At 65.6% G+C, this 18,974-nt stretch carries 22 protein-coding genes; 11 read left to right on the top strand and 11 right to left on the bottom strand.

The window, feature by feature from the left end:
• Positions 1-46: 46 nt before the first annotated feature.
• From AC1DIP_RS09720 to AC1DIP_RS09700, 5 genes are all read left to right on the top strand, one after another.
• Positions 47-622: a single-stranded DNA-binding protein gene (locus AC1DIP_RS09720; protein ID WP_141158852.1), complete on the top strand. Its 576-nt coding sequence runs from the start codon at positions 47-49 to the stop codon at positions 620-622.
• A gap of 124 nt (positions 623-746) precedes the next feature.
• A complete protein-coding gene (rpsR, locus tag AC1DIP_RS09715) occupies positions 747-986 on the top strand; it encodes a 30S ribosomal protein S18 (RefSeq protein WP_003800144.1) in 240 nt (79 codons plus the stop codon).
• Positions 987-1,003: 17 nt separating this feature from the next.
• The gene (gene rplI / locus AC1DIP_RS09710; RefSeq protein WP_141158853.1) at positions 1,004-1,456 is read left to right on the top strand and encodes a 50S ribosomal protein L9; all 453 of its coding nucleotides are present in this window, start codon (positions 1,004-1,006) and stop codon (positions 1,454-1,456) included.
• A gap of 199 nt (positions 1,457-1,655) precedes the next feature.
• On the top strand, positions 1,656-2,282 hold the full coding sequence (locus AC1DIP_RS09705) for an FMN reductase (protein WP_477733655.1): 627 nt from the start codon (positions 1,656-1,658) through the stop codon (positions 2,280-2,282).
• Between the two features lie 156 nt (positions 2,283-2,438).
• Positions 2,439-4,685, top strand: coding sequence for a CBM96 family carbohydrate-binding protein (locus AC1DIP_RS09700; RefSeq protein WP_477733601.1), 2,247 nt, complete (start codon positions 2,439-2,441; stop codon positions 4,683-4,685).
• An 82-nt stretch (positions 4,686-4,767) separates the two neighbouring features.
• On the opposite strand, the gene AC1DIP_RS09695 is transcribed toward AC1DIP_RS09700, so the two are convergent.
• Both AC1DIP_RS09695 and AC1DIP_RS09690 read right to left on the bottom strand, forming a co-directional pair.
• A complete protein-coding gene (locus AC1DIP_RS09695) occupies positions 4,768-5,334 on the bottom strand; it encodes a hypothetical protein (protein ID WP_476211810.1) in 567 nt (188 codons plus the stop codon).
• Positions 5,335-5,336: 2 nt separating this feature from the next.
• Positions 5,337-5,654, bottom strand: coding sequence for a hypothetical protein (locus tag AC1DIP_RS09690; RefSeq protein WP_477144843.1), 318 nt, complete (start codon positions 5,652-5,654; stop codon positions 5,337-5,339).
• A gap of 644 nt (positions 5,655-6,298) precedes the next feature.
• Between AC1DIP_RS09690 and dnaB the strand changes: the two genes are divergently transcribed.
• Positions 6,299-7,684: a replicative DNA helicase gene (gene dnaB, locus AC1DIP_RS09685; protein ID WP_477733600.1), complete on the top strand. Its 1,386-nt coding sequence runs from the start codon at positions 6,299-6,301 to the stop codon at positions 7,682-7,684.
• On the opposite strand, the gene AC1DIP_RS09680 is transcribed toward dnaB, so the two are convergent.
• Together AC1DIP_RS09680 and AC1DIP_RS09675 are read right to left on the bottom strand one after the other, a co-directional pair.
• Positions 7,681-8,697, bottom strand: a complete 1,017-nt coding sequence (locus AC1DIP_RS09680) for an acyl-CoA thioesterase (RefSeq protein WP_477733599.1) — start codon at positions 8,695-8,697, stop codon at positions 7,681-7,683. The two genes, dnaB and AC1DIP_RS09680, sit on opposite strands and share 4 nt — an antisense overlap.
• A 127-nt stretch (positions 8,698-8,824) precedes the next feature.
• Complete coding sequence (locus AC1DIP_RS09675; protein WP_476208116.1) at positions 8,825-9,262, bottom strand: DoxX family membrane protein; 438 nt, start codon at positions 9,260-9,262, stop codon at positions 8,825-8,827.
• A gap of 108 nt (positions 9,263-9,370) precedes the next feature.
• Here AC1DIP_RS09675 and AC1DIP_RS09670 point away from each other — a divergent pair, with 108 nt between their 5' ends.
• The 3 genes from AC1DIP_RS09670 to AC1DIP_RS09660 all read left to right on the top strand — a co-directional run bounded on the left by AC1DIP_RS09670 (position 9,371) and on the right by AC1DIP_RS09660 (position 11,838).
• Positions 9,371-10,723, top strand: coding sequence for an MATE family efflux transporter (locus AC1DIP_RS09670; protein WP_477733598.1), 1,353 nt, complete (start codon positions 9,371-9,373; stop codon positions 10,721-10,723).
• 68 nt (positions 10,724-10,791) lie between these two features.
• Complete coding sequence (locus AC1DIP_RS09665; protein ID WP_477733597.1) at positions 10,792-11,382, top strand: hypothetical protein; 591 nt, start codon at positions 10,792-10,794, stop codon at positions 11,380-11,382.
• A 99-nt stretch (positions 11,383-11,481) separates the two neighbouring features.
• The gene (locus tag AC1DIP_RS09660) at positions 11,482-11,838 is read left to right on the top strand and encodes a hypothetical protein (RefSeq protein WP_477733596.1); all 357 of its coding nucleotides are present in this window, start codon (positions 11,482-11,484) and stop codon (positions 11,836-11,838) included.
• Positions 11,839-11,877: 39 nt separating this feature from the next.
• Here AC1DIP_RS09660 and AC1DIP_RS09655 read toward each other — a convergent pair whose 3' ends face one another.
• Positions 11,878-12,423, bottom strand: a complete 546-nt coding sequence (locus AC1DIP_RS09655; protein WP_476208109.1) for an ABATE domain-containing protein — start codon at positions 12,421-12,423, stop codon at positions 11,878-11,880.
• A 71-nt stretch (positions 12,424-12,494) separates the two neighbouring features.
• Here AC1DIP_RS09655 and AC1DIP_RS09650 point away from each other — a divergent pair, with 71 nt between their 5' ends.
• Complete coding sequence (locus AC1DIP_RS09650; RefSeq protein ID WP_477733595.1) at positions 12,495-13,529, top strand: EamA family transporter; 1,035 nt, start codon at positions 12,495-12,497, stop codon at positions 13,527-13,529.
• A gap of 71 nt (positions 13,530-13,600) precedes the next feature.
• Here AC1DIP_RS09650 and AC1DIP_RS09645 read toward each other — a convergent pair whose 3' ends face one another.
• On the bottom strand, positions 13,601-13,864 hold the full coding sequence (locus AC1DIP_RS09645; protein ID WP_110545130.1) for a WXG100 family type VII secretion target: 264 nt from the start codon (positions 13,862-13,864) through the stop codon (positions 13,601-13,603).
• A gap of 211 nt (positions 13,865-14,075) precedes the next feature.
• Here AC1DIP_RS09645 and AC1DIP_RS09640 point away from each other — a divergent pair, with 211 nt between their 5' ends.
• Positions 14,076-14,348 (top strand): DUF2277 domain-containing protein, encoded by a 273-nt coding sequence (locus AC1DIP_RS09640; protein WP_387562255.1) that lies wholly within the window; start codon positions 14,076-14,078, stop codon positions 14,346-14,348.
• A 22-nt stretch (positions 14,349-14,370) separates the two neighbouring features.
• Here the strand turns inward: AC1DIP_RS09640 and AC1DIP_RS09635 are convergent, their stop codons facing one another.
• From AC1DIP_RS09635 to AC1DIP_RS09615, 5 genes are all read right to left on the bottom strand, one after another.
• Positions 14,371-16,647, bottom strand: coding sequence for a heavy metal translocating P-type ATPase (locus AC1DIP_RS09635; RefSeq protein ID WP_477733594.1), 2,277 nt, complete (start codon positions 16,645-16,647; stop codon positions 14,371-14,373).
• Positions 16,648-16,675: 28 nt separating this feature from the next.
• Positions 16,676-16,915: a cation transporter gene (locus AC1DIP_RS09630; RefSeq protein ID WP_476208102.1), complete on the bottom strand. Its 240-nt coding sequence runs from the start codon at positions 16,913-16,915 to the stop codon at positions 16,676-16,678.
• A gap of 48 nt (positions 16,916-16,963) precedes the next feature.
• Complete coding sequence (locus AC1DIP_RS09625) at positions 16,964-17,323, bottom strand: metal-sensing transcriptional repressor (RefSeq protein ID WP_476208100.1); 360 nt, start codon at positions 17,321-17,323, stop codon at positions 16,964-16,966.
• A 286-nt stretch (positions 17,324-17,609) separates the two neighbouring features.
• Positions 17,610-18,128 carry a universal stress protein gene (locus tag AC1DIP_RS09620; RefSeq protein WP_477733593.1) on the bottom strand — a complete coding sequence of 173 codons (519 nt, stop codon included), beginning with the start codon at positions 18,126-18,128 and terminating at the stop codon, positions 17,610-17,612.
• An 80-nt stretch (positions 18,129-18,208) separates the two neighbouring features.
• A complete protein-coding gene (locus AC1DIP_RS09615) occupies positions 18,209-18,973 on the bottom strand; it encodes a class F sortase (protein ID WP_477733592.1) in 765 nt (254 codons plus the stop codon).
• Position 18,974: the final 1 nt, after the last annotated feature.

The following is an 18,974-nucleotide window of genomic DNA, read 5'->3' as shown; positions in this document are numbered from 1 at the left end:
CGCAGGAAACGCACTCTTCACACAGGATCGAACAAGGAGGCAGTAGATGGCAGGCGAGACCACCATTACGGTCATCGGTAATCTCACCAATGACCCGGAATTGCGGTTCACACCGTCAGGTTCGGCAGTAGCGAACTTCACCATCGCTTCCACCCCCCGCACCTTTGATCGCCAGTCCAACGAGTGGAAGGACGGGGAAACCCTGTTCCTCCGCGCCGCTGTTTGGCGTGAAGCAGCCGAGAACGTCGCCGAGTCCCTGACCAAGGGCATGCGCGTCATCGTTACCGGCCGCCTGAAGAGCCGCTCCTACGAAACAAAAGAAGGCGAAAAGCGCACCGTTATCGAGCTTGAGGTCGACGAAATCGGCCCCAGCCTGCGCTACGCCAATGCCAAGGTCAACCGTACCCAGCGCTCCGGCGGACAGGGTGGCGGCGGCTTCGGTGGCGGCAACAGCGGCGGTGGCTTCGGAGGCGGCAACTCTGGTGGAAACCAGGGCGGCAACTCCGGTGGAGGCTGGGGCGGCGGCAACCAGCAGGCTGCACAGGACGATCCCTGGGCCACGCCCGGTGTGTCCAATGCAGGCGGCTGGGGCAACGGCCCCGATTCCGAACCTCCCTTCTAAAACCTAAACAACGGCCCGGCGCTGGGGCTGCCAAGGTGCGTAATGCACCCGGGCACTGCCGCCGTCGGACCACCACCATCCCGTGGATCAATATCCACGGGCTCCCTAGAATAGGAGCTCCACGATGGCTAAGGCTGAACTCCGTAAGCCCAAACCAAAGTCCAACCCCTTGAAGGCCGCTGACATCACTGTCATCGACTACAAGGACGTAGCATTGCTGCGCAAGTTCATCTCCGACCGCGGCAAGATCCGCGCCCGTCGCGTCACTGGCGTCACGGTGCAGGAACAGCGCAAGATCGCCCAGGCAATCAAGAACGCCCGCGAAGTTGCTCTGCTGCCTTACTCCGGCGCTGGCCGCGGCTAAGGAAGGGATTAACTAACATGGCAAAGCTCATTCTGACCCACGAAGTCACCGGTCTCGGTGCTGCTGGCGATGTTGTCGAGGTCAAGGACGGTTACGCACGTAACTACCTGCTGCCCCGCAACTTCGCCCTGACCTGGTCGAAGGGTGGCGAGAAGCAGGTTGAGTCCATCAAGGCTGCCCGTGCCGCCCGCGAGCACGCTTCCCTGGAAGATGCTCAGAAGCAGGCCGCTGCACTGTCCGCCAAGCCGGTCAAGCTGGTCGTCAAGGCTGGCGAGTCCGGCCGCCTGTTCGGCACCGTCAAGCAGGGCGACGTTGCTGACGCTGTTGAGGCCGCAGGCCTTGGCAAGATCGACAAGCGCAAGGTTGAACTGCCCGCCCACATCAAGTCGGTCGGCACCTACCAGGCCAACGTCCGCCTCCACGCTGACGTTGCCGCTGTGATCGAACTGGACGTGGTGGCAGGAAAGTAATTTCCCCACCCCACGTCAAGACAGACCCCCGCTGCCGGAATCCGGCGGCGGGGGTCTTTCGTATATTCGGCTCCGGGCGGCTGCCGCCTTCCTCCGCCTGCCTCCGCCTGCGTTCGGGAATACTTCACTACTGCGACGGGTTCATAGGTATAGATGCAAACGCATGTATGATGGATTGAACGAACACCAGGAGAATGCCATGGAAACCCGCCGCATCACCGTCCTTTCGGCAGGACTCGGCGTACCGTCGTCGAGCCGGCTGCTGGCTGACCAGCTTTCGGCCGCCGCCACCCGGGAGCTCGAAGCAGCCGGGTATGAGGTGGCCGTGGACGTCGTCGAGCTCCGCGACCTGGCCGTCGATATTGCCAACAACTTCGTCACCGGCTATGCAGCGCCGCGGTTGGCGGAAGTCATTGCGGGTGTTGAGGCATCCGATGGGATCATTGCCGTCACTCCCGTCTTCAGCGCCTCCTTCAGCGGACTCTTCAAGTCCTTTATCGACGTCCTTGATCCCAAGTCTCTTGACGGCAAGGCTGTCCTGGTGGGCGCGACCGGTGGGACAGACCGGCACCAAATGGTCCTGGACTACGCAATGCGGCCACTGTTCAGCTACCTGCGGGCCCGCATGGCGCCCACCGGAGTTTTTGCAGGTCCACAGGACTGGGGAACCGCAGACGAGGGTGGGGCCTCCCTCGCGGCCCGGATCGACCGCGCGGCCGGGGAATTCACCCGCCTGCTTGAAGGGCCGCAACCGGGCCGGAAGGACGTCCCGCTGGAGTCCCTGCCATTCGAACAGCTGCTGGCGGGTATTTCCGGCAACGCCTGAAACACCGGAGCCTGCTGACGGGCTGGGATTCCAGCGGTTAGGGGCTGCTCCGGCTGGGGTTTAGGGGGCACACCGGGGTTGTTATTTGCTGCCGCCACCGCGAACACTGAACAAACTGGGGATTGGCGGAGTTTTCGACACCGGGGAGTGACGTTGATGGACCATCCAGTATTCAAGTCCGGCCAGCCAGCGCGAAATGTCGGCACGCTGTGGCGGTTTGCCAGGCGACGGAACTCCGGTCCGGGCGGTGCCAACCCGGCCCAAACGCGGAAACTGGGCTTGCAGGCCCTGCTGGCTGCCTTGCTCCTCGTTCTCGGGGGCGGGCTGGTGGTGCCGGTTGCCGCCTCTGCCGCTACGGGGGACGTGGGCGTTGAGGGGCCCTCACATTCAGGGACCGGGACGCCGACCGGCACCAAGCGGCAGACGAACTCGCTGTGGTTTAACGACGGCATCTGGTGGGGAAACCTCTGGGACTCGGGTAGTTCCAGTTTTCGAATCTTCCGCTTCAACGCTGCAACAAGTTCCTGGACAAGCACCGGCGTCGTGACCGAGTCCCGGTCGAACACGCATCACGACGTGCTGTGGGACGGGAAGACCCTGTACGTCGCCAGCTACCGTTTCGTGAACGACGGCTTGCCGGCCGAGCCAAACTTTCCGACCACCATGCGCCGCTACAGCTACAACGCCAGCACAAAGACCTATACGAGCCTGGGATCCACCCAGATCAACAATCAAAAGATTGAAACCCTGTCCATAGACAAGGACTCGACGGGCCGGGTGTGGGCCACGTGGCAGCAGGGTAACCGTATCTATCTGAACGTTACCGGGACGGATGGAGCGACGTGGGGGATGCCGTTCCCGCACCCCGCGTCGTTGAGCAATGTATCCGTGGACGATAACTCGGCCGTTATCGCCTACAGCGGGAACAAGCTGGGCGTCATGTGGAGCCGGCAGCTCGGCGACGCCAGCGACGGCATGTACTGGAGCTACCACACCGATGGAGCCTCGAACTCGTCCTGGAGCGCCCCGGTGGCGGCGGTGAAGGGGCAGCGCAGCGGTGATGACCACATGAACCTGAAGTGGCTGGACGCTTCAACCGACAAGGTTTTCGCTGCCATCAAGACATCCTTCACCTCAGCGTCCCAGCCGCTGATCCAATTGCTCGCCCTGAATACCTCGACATCGACATGGTCGGCCCATACGATCGCAACCGTGTCCGAGTGCCCGAACCGGGTGATCGTCCTGATTGATGAAAGCACCCAGAAGCTGCGGACCTTCGCTACCTATCCGAAACCAAGTGGAACGACGAACGCAGGTGTCTGCACCAGCACGGGCGGCGCGATCTACGAGAAGTCCACGCCGCTGGACACCATCAGTTTCACCACCACCAAGACGCCACGAATCGTCGACGCCGACCAGTACGTCCACAACGTGACCTCCACCAGGCAGAACGTCAACAGTTCCGGCCGCGGAACGGCCAACAGCGGCCTGTTGATCCTTGCCGACGTCAATGCCACCAGCCGGTACTGGCACTTTTACGACCCCAGCGGGGGTGGCGGCTCCGGCGCCGATACGACGGCACCGACAGTGACGGCAACGTCCCCGGCTTCCGGTGCCACCGGTGTGGCCGCCGCAGCCAACGTGACTGCGACCTTTTCCGAAGCAATGAACGCCTCGACGGTGACAGCAAGCAGCTTCACCTTGCAGGCGGGAACCTCGACGCCCGTAACGGCCGCTGTGTCCTATGACAGTGCCAGTAACGTGGCAACGCTGAATCCAAACGCGGACCTGGCGGCGGGAACGGTCTACACGGCTACCGTCAAGGGCGGCAGCAGCGGGGTTAAGGACAGTGCCGGCAACGCCCTGCCAGCGGACAAGACGTGGACATTCACCACTGCTCCGGCCTCGGGGGGCGGCGGAACGGCGCAGACCGTGACTCTCACCGCCACGGCCGACACCTACGTGTCGAGCGGGGCGGCGGGAACGAACTATGGAACTTCAACCATGCTGGGGGTTGATAACAGTCCGGTGGAAGTTGCATACCTGAAGTTCGACCTCACGCCCTACGCCGGCAAGACGATCCAAAGTGCCACATTGCAGCTGGTCAGTGCCGGGAGCGGCTCGACCGGCAAGCAGAACGTCAAGCTGGTGGCTGACGACGGCTGGACCGAGACCGGGGTGACCTACAACAGCCGCCCCGCGCTGGGAACCAGCATCGGAACCTTGGGGCCAACCGCGACCAACACCAGCTACAGCGTCCCGCTCACGCCTGCCGGATTGGCCGGTGACCTGGGAAGCCAGCTCTCGCTGGGGCTCGACACCACCAGCAGTGATGGCCTCGACCTCAATTCCAGGGAGGCGGGCGGCGCCGTAGCACCTAAGTTGGTCCTCACCCTGGGTTAGCCACCCTGGGCATAGCCCTTCAGGCAAGAGTCGGGGCCCGGCCGTCCAGGACGGCCGGGCCCCGACGCGCTGGGACGGGCCGCTAGTCGTCCAGCAGCGCGATGAACTCCCGTGCCTGCTTGAGTGAGATATCCGAATGCCGTGTCAGAGCGGTGGCTGCCGCCTCCGTCTCGCCGCTCCGGGCCAGCGTCCGGATCCGGCCGTAGATTTCGTCGTTAAGCATGTTGCTGCTTACTTCCCGGGTGACGTCACCCTTGCTCGCGATCGCCCGGTAGCGGTACGGGAACCGCTCTGGCTCGTCGTCGTCCTCCTCCGGGACCTGCATCGGCTCCTGGGCCCGGTAGGGCTGGGGGTGGGCCGCCATGGCGCCGACGGCGTCACGGGAGGCCCGCAGCCCCTCGCCGGTGGCCTCGTGGTAGAGCTTGATGGCGGCCATGGCCTGTCCCTGGGCTATCAGGGCATAGATCCGCCGGTGCTGGTCCTCGGACAAGCGTCCCGCGGCATCCCGCGCCGATTCCTGCGATGTTGCAGCGGGCTGGGCGGGGACTGTGCCGCGCGTTGCCTTACGCGTGCGGGAGGCACGGTACGCGAGTATGACCCCGGCGACGACTGCGAGCAGGATAAGGACCGGGACCACAAGGGATTCCATTTTCACGTGCCGTTCTCTGTTCTTCCTGGCCTTTGCCAGGTGCGGTCGTTTTGCTGGCTGGCCGCACGGATATATTCCTGCTGCTGGTTGTGTTGCTGGGCATTCTGGCTGGGGTGGGTAGCGGCGGCCAGGCGGTCGCGGGCGGCAGTGGCCGCCTGTACCTGGGCCGCGTAGTGGCGTGCCGACCGCTCGGCAAGCTCGCGCTGGTACTTTGCGGCCTCCGACAAGCCTGGATCGCGCGGCCGCAGCGCGGTGGCGACGCCCCACAGGAGGACCACCAAAACAATCGCCGGCAACAGCACCAGCAGGAGATCGCCCATACCTAGAGCCTAATCCAGATCAGGTTTATCCACAGCAATATTCACTGTTCCGCATACAGGGCCGCGGAGGCGGCAGTCAAACTCCCGGGCCGGAATATGAGGAGCGCCACGGACATGGGGCGCGGGTGCTTCCGAGGCCGTTCCGCACCTTCCATCCCTGCTGATCCCACTCAGTGCCTGTGGATGAAATTCCGTGGAAGAAATATTTACTCCACATGCTGGCGGCAGTCTTTCCGCAGGTCAAAGGCGTATACCGCGCGAAAAAAAGTTTGTATCCACAGACTTCCCCACAGGCTGTGCACAAGCTATGCCGCATACTGCACAGGTTATCCACAGGGTGAGCGGCAAGCTGGCTTTGCGGCGGGCGCCATGCCGGTTAGCGTAGCGGGGTACCTGTTCTCCGGGGCCGAAACAGGATCTCTGTTCCGGTCACCGGGACCCCATCCATGCAATATCCACATCTCTTTGTGGAAAAGCTGTGGATATTGGGGATAACTCCGGTCCGGAGCTGGTTTCCGGAACTCCGGCACGTGATTGTCAGGGCCTGCGGGTAGACCTGGACGGGTGGCGGATCCGGATATCGGAGCCCATGAACAGGATGGATCACCGGACTGCACACCCGGTACAAATGGAGGACGGCAGCTTTGTCAATCGCGCATCTGGACCCTGTCGAGGCAACCCGTGGAGCGGACGCGAGCCGGAAGCCGCCGCAGGACATCGCAGCCGAGCAGTCGGTCCTGGGCGGAATGATGCTGTCCAAGGATGCCATCGCGGATGTTGTCGAGATCCTCCGCGGCCAGGATTTTTACCGCCCCGCGCACGAGACCATCTATGAGGCCATCATCGACCTCTATGGGCGCGGCGAGCCCGCGGACGCCGTCACGGTGTCCGATGAACTGACCAAGCGGGCCGAGATCAACAGGATCGGCGGCCCTGCCTACCTCCACGAGCTCATCCAGACCGTCCCCACCGCCGCCAACGCCGGCTATTACGCCGAGATCGTGGCCGAACGGGCGGTGCTTCGCCGCCTGGTCAACGCCGGCACCAAGATTGTCCAGCTGGGCTACGGTTCCGACGGCGAGGTGGAGGACCTGGTCAACCAGGCCCAGGCGGAGGTTTACGCCGTGGCCGAACGCCGCACCGCAGAGGATTACGTGGTGCTGAAGGACGTCATGGAGTCCACGGTGGACGAAATTGAGGCGTCCGGCCACCGCGGGGAGGGCATGACTGGTGTGCCCACAGGCTTCTACGAACTCGACGAGCTGACCCACGGGCTGCACCCAGGCCAGATGATCGTCATCGCCGCGCGCCCCGCCGTTGGTAAGTCAACGTTCGCCCTGGATTTCGCCCGGTCCGCCGCCATCAAGAACAACCTCTCCACGGTGATGTTCTCCCTGGAAATGGGCCGGAACGAGATCGCCATGCGCCTGTTGTCCGCCGAAGCCACCATTGGGCTCCAGGACCTCCGCAAGGGAACCATCAAGGACGAACAGTGGTCCAAGATCGCCACCACCATGGGCCGCATGAACGATGCCCCCTTGTTTATTGACGACAGCCCCAACATGTCCCTCATGGAAATCCGGGCCAAGTGCCGCCGCCTTAAGCAGCAGCACGACCTCAAGCTGGTGATTCTCGACTACCTGCAGCTGATGAGCTCGGGCAAGAAGGTGGAATCCCGCCAGCAGGAAGTTTCCGAGTTCTCCCGAGCGCTGAAGCTCCTCGCCAAGGAACTCCAGGTTCCCGTCATTGCCCTGTCCCAGCTGAACCGTGGATCGGAACAGCGCCAGGACAAGCGCCCCATGGTCTCGGACCTCCGCGAGTCCGGGTCCATCGAGCAGGATGCCGACATGGTGATCCTGCTCCACCGCGAAGATGTCTATGACAAGGAATCCCCCCGCGCCGGGGAGGCGGACATCCTGGTGGCCAAGCACCGTAACGGCCCCACCAAGGACATTGTGGTCGCCTTCCAGGGCCACTACTCCCGCTTCGCCAACATGGCGGGCGACGCTGGCGGCGGTGGCGGCTTCTAGGAGCCCTCTTCGCCGGCTCTGGACGCAGCTGTGCCGGCATGGCCTGCTGCGGCGAGCAGGTGGTTCGGCAGGCGGTTTCCGGGCGCCGTACCCCGGATTTCCAGGAGCTCGCGGGCGTGGGCGTGGAGCCGCTTGTCTTCCTCGCTGATCGGCACCCACGCCGGGACGGGCACTGAGTTTCCTTCGTCGTCGCGCGCCACCATGACGGTGAGGCAGTAGGTGGTGAGGTTCAGCTCCCGGCCTTTGGGGTCTCCGGAGCGGACGTGGACCGCGATGTGCATGCCCTTGGTCCCGGTGTAGACCAGGCGGGCCTCCACTTCCACCACGTGGCCGATCAGCAGGGGCCGGTAGAAGCGCACGCCGCCGGAGAAGACCGCCACGGTGTCCCTGCCGCAGTAGCGGGAAGCGCAAACGTAGGCTGCTTCGTCGATCCATTTCATGACAATGCCGCCGTGGACCTTCCCGCCCCAGTTCACGTCGGTAGGGGCGGCCATGAACCGCAGCGTCACGCGTTCGGCCGTCCCGGCGTCTGTATATTCCTGCCGGTTCATGGCTTCGACGATCTGTTCCCGGACCTTGATCCTGGCCAGGGCGTGGTCCCGCTGCTCGATTTCGGCGGGGGTGGAAGGCTCGAACTGCTGAACCGGGATCGGCTTGCCGTCCTCGCCGACCGCCACGAAGATCACCACGCACTGGCTCCGCATCGTGGCCGGGCCGCCTTTGGGGTCGCCGGAGGAGACCACGGTGTGGATGTGCATGGAGGAGCGGCCGGTGTAGACGATGGTGGCCTCGACTTCCACCATGTCGCCGCTGTTGACGGGGTCGGTGAAATGGATGTTTCCCACATAGGCGGTCACGCAGTAGGACTTGGCCCAGCCCACCGCGGCGGCGTAGGCGGCCTTGTCCACCCACTCGAGTACTGTGCCGGCATCCACCGAGCCGCTGTGGCCCACGTCGGTGGGGGCGGCCAGGAAGCGGAGGGTTACGGAGTTGGGACGGCCGGTCTCAGTCATGCTGCGATCCTACTGGCGGCCCCGGTTACCGGCCGGTTGGCGCTGCAACAATCGGATGCGCAGCTTAAAATCCGACGGCGGCAGGCACCTTGGGTGGCCTGCCGCCGTTCGTGGCGTGGGGAGGGGGCTACGCGAGGACTGCCAGCCGTGATTCCGGACGGCGGCCGAAGAGGGCGCGGTCCACGGACAGCCGGCCTGCTCCGGTAAGGGCCAGGGCGAAGGATGCCGCTGCCAGCAGGAGGACGAGTTCGTAGCCTCCGTTTGCCGCGAAGACACCGGCGGGGGCATGGACCAGGAACAGGGCGCCAAGCATGTCCACCACCAGCAGGGCGGCCACGACCCGTGTCAGGATTCCCAGGATCAGGGCAATGCCGCCTGCCAGTTCGAGGACGGCGATCGCGGGGGCCATGACGTCGGCGGCCGGAACGCCCATCTTGGCGAAGGAGGCCTGGGTGCCGGCGATGGTCCATTCATTGAACTTCTGCCAGCCGTGGGCTGCGAAGAGGAAGCCGAGGATGATGCGGAGGGCGGCGAGGGCAGTGGTGGTCAGTGCTGACTTGTTCATGGACACCACTGTTCCGGATAGATAGTTGAAGTGTCAACTAATGAGTCATACTTGTGGTCTTTGTCATGCCCCCAAGGATCCCGCGTACGGCCCGGATAGGCTGGCAACGTGCCCCAACAACCTGCCCTCGCCGCCGTCTCCGGCAGCCGCGGGCCTGCCCGTGAAATTCTCCGCCTTGCCATCCCCGCATTCGGGGCGCTGGTGGCTGAACCGCTGTTCCTGCTGGCCGACTCGGCGATCGTGGGGCACCTTGGTGTCGCCCAGCTCGCAGGCGTGGGGCTGGCATCTGCGGTGCTCCAGACCGCCGTGGGGCTCATGGTCTTCCTGGCTTACTCGACGACGCCGGCCGTGGCCCGGGCGATCGGCGACGGACAGCTCGGCAAGGCCCTGGCGGCGGGGCGCGACGGCGTGTGGCTGGCCACCCTCCTGGGCGTGCTGCTCGCTGCCGCCGGCTTCGCCTCGGCCGAACCACTGATCGACCTCCTGGGCGCTGAGGGCAGTGTCCGCACCTTCGCCATCGATTATTTCCGCTGGTCCATGCCCGGGCTGGTGGCCATGCTGCTGATATTCGCCGGCACCGGAGTCCTCCGCGGCCTGCAGGACACCCGTACCCCGCTGGTGGTGGCCACGGCCGGATTCGGCGTCAACGTCCTGCTGAACCTGTGGCTTGTCTACGGGCTGGACTTGTCGGTAACCGGTTCCGCGATCGGCACCAGCCTTGCCCAGTGGGCCATGGCCGGGGTCTACGTGGTGATGGTGCGCCGGAACGCCGTACGGCACGGCGTCAGCCTGCTTCCCAGCTGGCGGGGCATCCGGAGTATGACGCGCGTTGGCTCCTGGCTCATGCTGCGCACGCTTAGCCTGCGGGCCGCGATACTTGCCACGGTGCTGGTGGTAACTGCCCAGGGCGAGGTCAACCTCGCCGCCCACCAGCTGGCCATGACCATCTTTTCCTTCCTGGCGTTCGCTTTGGATGCCCTGGCCATCGCTGCGCAGGCGCTCATCGGCAAGGAACTCGGTGCCTCCAACGCCGGCAGGGCGCGCCTGCTGACCGGCACCATGATCAGGTGGGGCGCCGGGTTCGGCGTAGTGACGGGCCTGCTGCTGGCTGCGGTCGCCCCTTGGGTGGGGGGCCTGTTCACGACTGATCCCCGCGTGCAGTCAGTCCTCACCGTTGCGCTGTGGGTCCTGGCCGCCGGACAGCCCATCGCCGGTTACGTCTTTGTGCTCGATGGGGTGCTGATCGGTGCCGGGGACGCCCGCTACCTCGCCCTCGCCGGGCTGGTGAACATCGCCATCTACGTGCCGCTGCTGGCCTGGGTGGCACTCTCCGGTCCAAGCGGCGCCGCAGGGTTGGGATGGCTGTGGGCCGCTTTCGGCGTGGGATACATGGCCGCGAGGGCACTCACCCTGGGCGTGCGGGCCCGGTCCGACCGCTGGATGGTGCTGGGCTCCGCCTGAATGAGTGCAGGCGAGGTGCCTAACGGCGCCCGGTTCGACCTTCCAGCAGCCCCCACTAAACTGGACCGGTGACGCAACCTTCCATCCCCGCGGGCGCTGCCCAGGGAACTGCCCCCCGTAACGACCTCTGGAAGCCGGTCCTGCTGCGCTCGGCTGCTGCCCTCGTGTTCGGCGCCGTGACGGTGTTTTGGACGTCGCCTTCCGTGGAAGTCATGGGCTGGGCAGGCGGCCTCTATCTTTTGGCGACCGGCGTGCTTTCGCTCCGGAGTGTCCCGGCGGCGGGTTTCGCCCAGAATTCCGCCCCCGGCAAGCTGCTTTCCGCCGCCGGCGCCGTCCTGGCCGGGGCCGGTTTTGCGGTGGTCCTGCTGCACAGCGACCTCTTGTTCGCAGTCATCGCAGCCCTCGGACTGGGCGTGGCCGGTGTCCTTGAGCTTGCCTGCGGCCTGCAGCACAGGGGACGCCACGTGCTGTCCCGGGACTGGATTGCGTCTGGCATCATCGGGATCGGCACCGCCGTCCTGCTGCCGTTCTTCGTCAACCTCGGGGCCCACGCCCTGCTGGGTGTGGCCGGGGGAGGCGCCATTATTTCCGGCGTCCTGTGGGTCCTGTCCGGCCTGACCCTGCGGCACGATGCCCGCACCGGCGCAGGAAAGCCGTAAACTAGGAGGAGCGCCCTTCTACTTTCTGTAGAAAATCCGGGTGCAACACCGGAATTCGTAAACCAGGCGGACGTACGCCGCCTGCAGGGAGGAACCACTGTGGCTGACCAGCATCAAGGAAAACCGCGCAAGCTGCGGACCTCGGTGAAGGGGCCGCTGATGTTTTCGGCGTTCTGGGCCGTCGTCGCCTTCGTTGCAGTGCTGATCTTCGCCTCGGGGGGAAGTGCCCGGGCACCCCGCTTCGACCTCGCCTTCACGGCCGCCGGCATCGCCTTCATCGTGACCCTGGTCATCGCCGCGATGCTGTCCATGAGCTACAAAGAGAATGCCGAACACCTTGGCAAGGGATCGGGCGTCAACCTGAGTTCGGCGCCCAAGGCATCCCCCCACGGAGGTTCCGGCAGCCAGACCCCGCCGGCATCAGGCGACAGCACCGACGGCACGCCAGAGCGCTAGCGGCACACGAGCGCCCAAGCCAACAGGCGCTTGGAGGCGCTAATTCGCCGCCGCCTGCCTGGCCCGATAGGCGGCCACATGGGCCCGGTTGGCGCAGTTTCCGGTATCGCAATACCGCTTGGACCGGTTTCGGCTCAGGTCCAGCACGGCGGCATCGCAGTCCTCTGATTCGCAGGTGCGCATCCGGTCCATTTCCTTGCCGCGGATCACGTCTGCGAGGGCCATGGCTGCCTCGGTGCTCATCCGGTCTGCCAGGGGAGCGTCCGGTGCCGTGGCGTGAAGGTGCCAGTCCCAACCGTCGTGCTTCATCAGCTGGGGCAGCGCATTCGCATCCCGCAGCAGCCGGTTGACGGTGCCAACGGCCGCGTCCTCATCCGCCGTCCACACGCCCGTTAGTTCACGGCGCAGCTCCCGAACGCTTTCCAGTTCCGCCTCATCCCGGCTCCGGCCCCCCGAAAACCCCTCAGCGGCCAGGAAGGCGTCGAGGTCCTCGATGGTGGCCAGTCCCTCCCTGCCATTGGCAGACGTGTTGATGAGGTTCACCACCGTGCGCAGCGCCACTTCCGTGTCAGGGGCGAAAACCATGTTGACTCCTTACAGTGCCCGGGCGTAATGTCATGAGCATTACCCCACTTTACTCCTGACAGGAGGCGACGGTGCCTGCCGCCAAAAACCACCTTCCCACCACGGAAGTGCCCGCCGGGCGCCGCGGCTTCCTGGCATCCGGGCTGGGGATTGCGCTCTTCTCCTCCGCGGTCTTCGGCCTGTCCGGATCCTTTGCCAAGTCATTGCTGGAGACCGGCTGGTCGCCGGGAGCTGCCGTCACCGCCCGCCTGACGGGTGCGGCCCTGATCCTTGCGCTGCCAGCCGTATTCGCGCTCAGGGGCCGGTGGCATCAGCTGAGGGACAATTGGCTCACCATCGTGCTGTTCGGGCTCATTGGCGTGGCGGCCTGCCAGTTGTTCTACTTCAATGCCGTGGCACGGCTGTCCGTGGGCGTGGCACTCCTGCTGGAGTACTTGGCCCCGGTGATCATCGTCCTGTGGCTCTGGGCCGCGAGCCGCCGGCGCCCCCGGCTGCTGACCTCCGGCGGGACGCTGCTGTCCCTGGCCGGGCTGGTGCTGGTCCTTGACCTCACGGGAGCCGTCAAGGTGGATCTGGTGGGAGTTCTTTGGGGGATGGCGGCGGCCGTGTGCCTGGCCATCTACTTCTTCATCACCGCCAAGGAAAACGACACCCTCCCTCCCATCGTGCTGGCGTCAGGGGGACTGATGACTGGCGCTGCCGTGATGTGGCTCGCCGGGGCCACTGGCCTGCTGCCCATGGCCTTCAGCACCGCGGACACCACCCTTGGACCCTGGACCACCCCGTGGTGGGTCTCCCTTGCCGGGCTGGTGGTTCTGGCCACGGTACTTGCCTACACGTCGGGCATCATGGCCGCCAGGGCGCTCGGCTCAAAGGTCGCATCCTTCGTGTCGCTCACCGAGGTCCTGTTTGCCGTCCTGTGGGCGTGGCTGCTGCTTGGGGAACTCCCCGGCGCCATCCAGCTCCTCGGCGGAGTCCTGATTGTCAGCGGGGTCATCCTGGTCCGGCTTGACGAGCTTCGCGCCGCTGCCTCCGGCGACGGAACGGGGATGAATGTCCAGGGGTCGCCGCTGGAGCACGCGAACGACGTCGAGCCCGTCCCCTAGAGCGCGTGCCACCACAAAAAAGGGCAGGGACACCGACTGGTGTCCCTGCCCCCGCCAGGTGGCGGTAAAGCCTAGTGGGAGGCCTGGCTCTGCTCTTCGGCGTTGCGCTTGGCCTGCGAGCCGGCTTCCTTAAGCGCCTCGGCAACCTTGGTCAGCATCGCGGTGTGGGTACCGGACCATTCGTTGCGGAACTTGGTGGCGTCCGGACCTTCCCAGTTGGTGCTGCTCAGAACCTTCGTAAGAGTGGACTTCTGCGTCTCGATCTCGGACGCACCTGCCTGAAGCTTGCTGCCGAGCTGGCGAAGCTGCTCAACGTCTGCACCCCAAATAGCCATCAGTTTCTCCTTGTTAGGTGTGTGGATCCGAACCAGATCGGCATCCCCAGCGGCCCCCCGGCTCATCCGGAAGATCCATTGCCTAAAACCTATCCCGGCCCCCAAACAGTGTCGATGGGCAGCCCTGCCCATGCCGGGCTCCCCATGGACGCCGGGTGAAGACCATGAAAAAGGGTCGATCCCAGGCGTTGGAAGAGCCTAGCATGGCGTTATGTGCCGGAATATCCGAACCCTTCATAACTTCGAGCCGCATGCCACGTCCGAGGAAGTCCACGCCGCAGCGCTGCAGTACGTCCGCAAGATCAGCGGCAGCACCAAGCCGTCAAAGGCCAATCAAGAGGCCTTTGACGACGCCGTCCATGAGATCGCCCACATCACCCAGCACCTGCTGGAGTCCCTGGTAACGCAGGCGCCGCCCAAGGACAGGGACGCTGAAGCGGCCAAGGCCAAGGCCCGTGCCGCCGTGCGGTACGGTGCGGCCTGATCCCGCGGTGTAACCGCCGCGGCTACTTGCCGAAGCTGCGCAGCCGCAGCGAGTTGGCCACCACCAGGACCGAGCTGGCAGCCATCGCCGCGCCGGCGATCATCGGGTTGAGCAGCCCCAGTGCGGCCACCGGGATACCCACCGCGTTATAGAAAAACGCCCAGAACAGGTTGGTCTTGATGGTGCCCAGGGTCTTCCTGGACAGCTCAATGGCCTGCGCCACCTGGGCCAGGTCGTTGCCCATCACGGTCAGGTCCGCGGCCTCAATGGCCACATCCGTACCCGACCCCATCGCAATTCCCAGGTCGGCCTGTGCCAGCGCAGCAGCGTCGTTGACGCCGTCGCCGGCCATGGCCACGGTGGCACCGCCGGCCTGGAGCTTGCGCACTGCCTCGACTTTTCCTTCGGGCAGGACGCCGGCGTAGACATCCTCCGGAGCAATCCCGACGGCGGCAGCCACCCGGGCGGCCACAGCGGCGTTGTCCCCGGTCAGCAGGATAGGCCGCAGGCCCAATGCCTTCAACCGGCCGACGGCGGCCGCGGAACCTTCCTTGACCGTGTCCCGGAGACTGATGATTCCGGCGGCATTCCCGTCCACGGCGACGCAGATGGCCGTTGCCCCGCCCTGTTCAGCGGCTGCGAGCGTCGCCTGCTGGCCGGCGTCCAGGGTGATCCCGTTCTGCTCCAGCCAGCCGCTCCGCCCGGCCAGAACGGACCGGCCCTCCACGGTTCCGGACACTCCGCCGCCCGGGGCGGAACGGAACCCCAGCACGGATGGCAACTTGCCGGCGTCGTCCGTGGTGCCTGTGGACGGGGCCGCGGCAGCTGCTGCGATGGCGCGGGCCACCGGGTGCTCGGAGGCGGCCTCGACGGCGCCGGCAAGCCGAAGGACTTCATGGTCCTGGGAGCCGGGGAACGCTGCCGTGGCGTCCACGGCCAGGACGCCAGTGGTGACCGTGCCCGTCTTGTCCAGGAGGATGGTGTCCACGGTGCGGGTGTCCTCAAGAACCTGCGGGCCCTTGATCAGGATGCCCAGCTGGGCGCCCCGGCCTGAGCCGGTCAGCAGGCCCACGGGCGTGGCCAGGCCCAGTGCGCAGGGGCAGGCAATGACCAGGACGGCGACGGCGGCGGTGAATGCCCGCCGCAGGTGGTCCCCGTCCGCGGCGGGCCCGGCGAAGAGGAGCCAGAGTACGAAGGTCAGCACCGCCAGCGCAAGGACTACCGGCACGAAGACGCTGCTGATCCGGTCCGCGAGCCGCGCGATGGGCGCCTTCCCGGTCTGGGCCTGCGACACCAGCCGGGCCATCTGGGCAAGGGTGGTCTCAGAGCCCACCCGGGTAGCCTTGACCAGCAGCCGGCCGGACGTGTTGATGGTGGCACCCGTGACCCGGCTGTCGGGGCCAACCTCGACGGGGACTGATTCACCCGTGACCAGGGACGCGTCAACGGCCGAGGCGCCGTCGACCACCACGCCGTCAGTGGCAATCTTCTCTCCCGGCCGGACCACCAGGAGGTCGCCCAGCTGGAGCAGGTCGGCGGAAATCTTCTCCTCAGTGCCGTTGCGCAGGACCGTGGCATCCTTGGCGCCCAGGTTCAGCAGGGCCTTAAGGGCATCACCGGCCTTCTGCTTGGCATTGGCCTCCAGGTACCGGCCCAGGAGCAGGAAGGTGGTGACGACGGAGGCCACCTCGAAGTACAGGCCGCCCGTCATGCCCTCCATGCCCGGGTGTTCGGTCATCCGTGGGTCCGCCAGCAGCTGCCACGCCGAAAACAGGTAGGCGGCCGCCACCCCAAGCGATACCAGGGTGTCCATGGTGGACGCCAGGTGCCTTGCGTTGATGGCCGCCGCGCGGTGGAAGGGCCACGCCGCCCAGGTAACCACTGGAAGCGACAGCACCGCCGCCACCCACCCCCAGTTGGGGAACTGGAACGCCGGGACCATGCTGACCAGGAATACCGGGACGGTCAGGACGGCTGCCAGGATGAGCCGCGGGCGGAGCTCGTCGGCGGGAATGGCGGCAGGTTCAGTGGCCGTACTGTCGCCGCCCGTCGGCCGCTGCTGGCGCACCTTCGCCTGGTAGCCGGCCGCGTTGACAGTCTCCACCAGTTGCTCGTCGGTGATGCCTGCCGGGACCGTGACGTACGCGGATTCCAGCGGCAGGTTGACCGTTGCGGCCACGCCGTCGAGTTTTCCGAGTTTCTTTTCCACCCGGTTGACGCAGGACGCGCAGGTCATCCCTTCGATGTCGAGTTCGACGACGCGGGTGCCCGGTGGGTGGAGCAGTTCCTGGTGGCTCATGGTCAGCTTTCCGGTATTGGGAGGGTTATCAGGCTTCGTTGGCAACCACCAGGTAGCCTGCCTCGGCTACGGCTTCGCCGATTTCCGCTGGAGACAGTTCCTTGCCGGATGTGATGGTCACGGTGGAAATGCCGCCGGCATTCAGGTCCACGTTCACGGCTTCAACGCCTTCAAGGGCTTCGAGTTCTTCGCTGACGGCCGACACGCAGTGCCCGCAGGTCATGCCGGAAACGCTGACGGTCGTGGTGGTGGGGGCGGTAGTGCTCATGGCTTGCTCCTTCGTAGGGCCGGCGGTGGCCGGGTTGTGATGGTGGTGTCAGCGAAGCAGCCGGCCGATGGCGTCGGCAGCTTCCTTGACCTTGGCATCTATGGCTTCTGCGCGAACGTCGGGATCCGGTTCGGAAGCAGCCCCCACCACGCAGTGGCCGATGTGTTCCTCCACCAGTCCGAGGCTGACGGCGTGCAGGGCCTTGGTGACGGCGGCAACCTGGGTCAGGATGTCGATGCAGTATTTGTCCTCATCCACCATCCGGGCTATGCCCCGCACCTGGCCTTCGATGCGCTTCAGGCGGCGAAGGTAGGCATCCTTATTTCCGGTATATCCGTGCTCGGGGGGAGTGCCATCCTCGGAGGCGGGCCGTTCAGCGGCCGCGACAACGTCTTCGATAGCGTTCATGCAGACAACCTATACCCCCTAGGGGTATAGGCGCAAGTACCCCCTGGGGGTATAGGGTGGCGGGCCCATGTCCCGAACCGCCCAGGCACAAAAAAGCTCCGGAGTGCGTTATTGGGGGATACGCACTCCGGAGCAGATTTTGGGCAATTCCTGCTTCCACCTGGGTGGATCGGCCTTGCTTGAATCAGCTTAGTGGCTGGTACGGCGCGGCGCCAGCACCCTGAATAACTACTTTCGCTTTACTTAGCCGGACCCTAAAGGAGGGCGTTTTGCCCCACCGCACGACTCATGGCCGGTCCTCATGGGCGGGCATCCGGTAGGGAACCACCAGCACGGGCCGGCTTTGGTGGTGGCTGAGCCAGGTTCCCACGGAGCCGCTGAGGGCTTCCGAGAGGCGATGGGTAAATCCCCGTTCCGAAGTCCCCACAATGATCAGGGGCGCGTCCATTTCGGCGGCCAGTTGCCCCAGGGCGCGGGCAGGATCACCGGTGAGGGTGCGGAAGGACCATTCAGGCGGTCCGCCACCCGCCGGCAGTTCGTCAAGGGTGGACTGGACCTGTGCTTTCAGCTCCGCAGTCAGTGCCAGCATGTCGTCGTCCGCATTTGCATCCGGGTGCCGGGACAGGCGATGGGCGGAGCGGGCCGGATCCCATTCCACGAGGTAGCTGGCTTCATCCACATACGCGCAGACCAGGGGTGCCGCCAGCCGGGCAGCGAGGACGGCCGCCGTCTGGATGACCTCCGGGTGCTGTTTCGGCACGATGCCCACCAGCAGGGGAGCCCCGTCGAATTGTTCCCACGTCATGCTGCCCATTGTCCGGCAACCGAAGGCGGTGTGAACAGGTACATTGGCCCCGGATCTGCCGGGTTTGCCCGGGCCAGGTGCTAGGGGGCAGCCGGGGAAGCGGTGACCACGACGTTCTTGCCCCACGGGTCCTCGGTAAAGCAGCTGATAAGGACCAGGCGGTTGGGCACCATGTCCCAGACGGGGCTGTCCTTGAGGCCGGACTTCACGTAGGTGGTAACGCTGTCCACGTGGTAGCTGATGGTTCCGGCCGCAGTCTCAACATCAAACCGGTCACCAACGGCGGCCGCCGAGCTCAAATGGTTGAAGGGGGCATCCGCACCTTCCCAGCTGTGGCCTATGACGTAAGTGGTATTGCCGGATCCCTGGCCTGGAGTGCCGAAGGCCGAAAGCCAGTAGCCGTCCTTGGTGGCGGGTGGCTCGATGGTGCGGCTGGATTGGGCTTCGCCGTCCAGGTCCAGCGGATGGAGGGGCACGTCGAAGGCGGCGGCCGGGTAACGAATGTGGATCGGCTGGGCAGCCGGCGGCAGGACGGGTGCTTCCGGCGCTGGGGTCACCACTGGCTGGGGCTGGGCCGTCGCGGTTGCGGTTGCCTGCGGCATGCCGGTCTCCGCCATCGGGGCCGCTGCCCCGGCAGGCGCAGCGGCGGCGCGGACACCGGGAGCCGAAGTGGAGATGCCGGGGACCGTCAGCTCGGGTGCCTCATGGAAGAGGGGTGCGCCCGCCGTAAACGACAGGAAGGTGAGGACGCCGCAGCAAAGGATGGCCAGATCGCCCCTGTTCCACCGCTGCCAAGTGGCGATGCGTCGCCCGGGCGCTGCGTGCCGGCGTCGGTCCTGTGGCATG

This window comes from Pseudarthrobacter sp. 05T312 (assembly GCF_056396685.1).
The sequence above is the reverse complement of the archived record's forward strand: the minus strand, read 5'-3'. Positions and strand labels throughout refer to the sequence as shown.

Excerpts from the sequence above, each read along its gene's own strand:
- AC1DIP_RS09625 (WP_476208100.1), bottom strand. The coding sequence starts at position 17,323 with ATGAACGCTATCGAAGACGTTGTCGCGGCCGCTGAACGGCCCGCCTCC.
- rpsR (WP_003800144.1), top strand. The coding sequence starts at position 747 with ATGGCTAAGGCTGAACTCCGTAAGCCCAAACCAAAGTCCAACCCCTTG.
- AC1DIP_RS09655 (WP_476208109.1), bottom strand. The coding sequence starts at position 12,423 with ATGGTTTTCGCCCCTGACACGGAAGTGGCGCTGCGCACGGTGGTGAAC.
- AC1DIP_RS09640 (WP_387562255.1), top strand. The coding sequence starts at position 14,076 with ATGTGCCGGAATATCCGAACCCTTCATAACTTCGAGCCGCATGCCACG.
- AC1DIP_RS09705 (WP_477733655.1), top strand. The coding sequence starts at position 1,656 with ATGGAAACCCGCCGCATCACCGTCCTTTCGGCAGGACTCGGCGTACCG.
- AC1DIP_RS09700 (WP_477733601.1), top strand. The coding sequence starts at position 2,439 with ATGGACCATCCAGTATTCAAGTCCGGCCAGCCAGCGCGAAATGTCGGC.
- AC1DIP_RS09675 (WP_476208116.1), bottom strand. The coding sequence starts at position 9,262 with ATGAACAAGTCAGCACTGACCACCACTGCCCTCGCCGCCCTCCGCATC.
- AC1DIP_RS09695 (WP_476211810.1), bottom strand. The coding sequence starts at position 5,334 with ATGGAATCCCTTGTGGTCCCGGTCCTTATCCTGCTCGCAGTCGTCGCC.
- rplI (WP_141158853.1), top strand. The coding sequence starts at position 1,004 with ATGGCAAAGCTCATTCTGACCCACGAAGTCACCGGTCTCGGTGCTGCT.
- AC1DIP_RS09620 (WP_477733593.1), bottom strand. The coding sequence starts at position 18,128 with ATGACGTGGGAACAATTCGACGGGGCTCCCCTGCTGGTGGGCATCGTG.
- AC1DIP_RS09690 (WP_477144843.1), bottom strand. The coding sequence starts at position 5,654 with ATGGGCGATCTCCTGCTGGTGCTGTTGCCGGCGATTGTTTTGGTGGTC.
- AC1DIP_RS09635 (WP_477733594.1), bottom strand. The coding sequence starts at position 16,647 with ATGAGCCACCAGGAACTGCTCCACCCACCGGGCACCCGCGTCGTCGAA.
- AC1DIP_RS09630 (WP_476208102.1), bottom strand. The coding sequence starts at position 16,915 with ATGAGCACTACCGCCCCCACCACCACGACCGTCAGCGTTTCCGGCATG.
- AC1DIP_RS09615 (WP_477733592.1), bottom strand. The coding sequence starts at position 18,973 with ATGCCACAGGACCGACGCCGGCACGCAGCGCCCGGGCGACGCATCGCC.
- AC1DIP_RS09680 (WP_477733599.1), bottom strand. The coding sequence starts at position 8,697 with ATGACTGAGACCGGCCGTCCCAACTCCGTAACCCTCCGCTTCCTGGCC.
- AC1DIP_RS09645 (WP_110545130.1), bottom strand. The coding sequence starts at position 13,864 with ATGGCTATTTGGGGTGCAGACGTTGAGCAGCTTCGCCAGCTCGGCAGC.
- AC1DIP_RS09720 (WP_141158852.1), top strand. The coding sequence starts at position 47 with ATGGCAGGCGAGACCACCATTACGGTCATCGGTAATCTCACCAATGAC.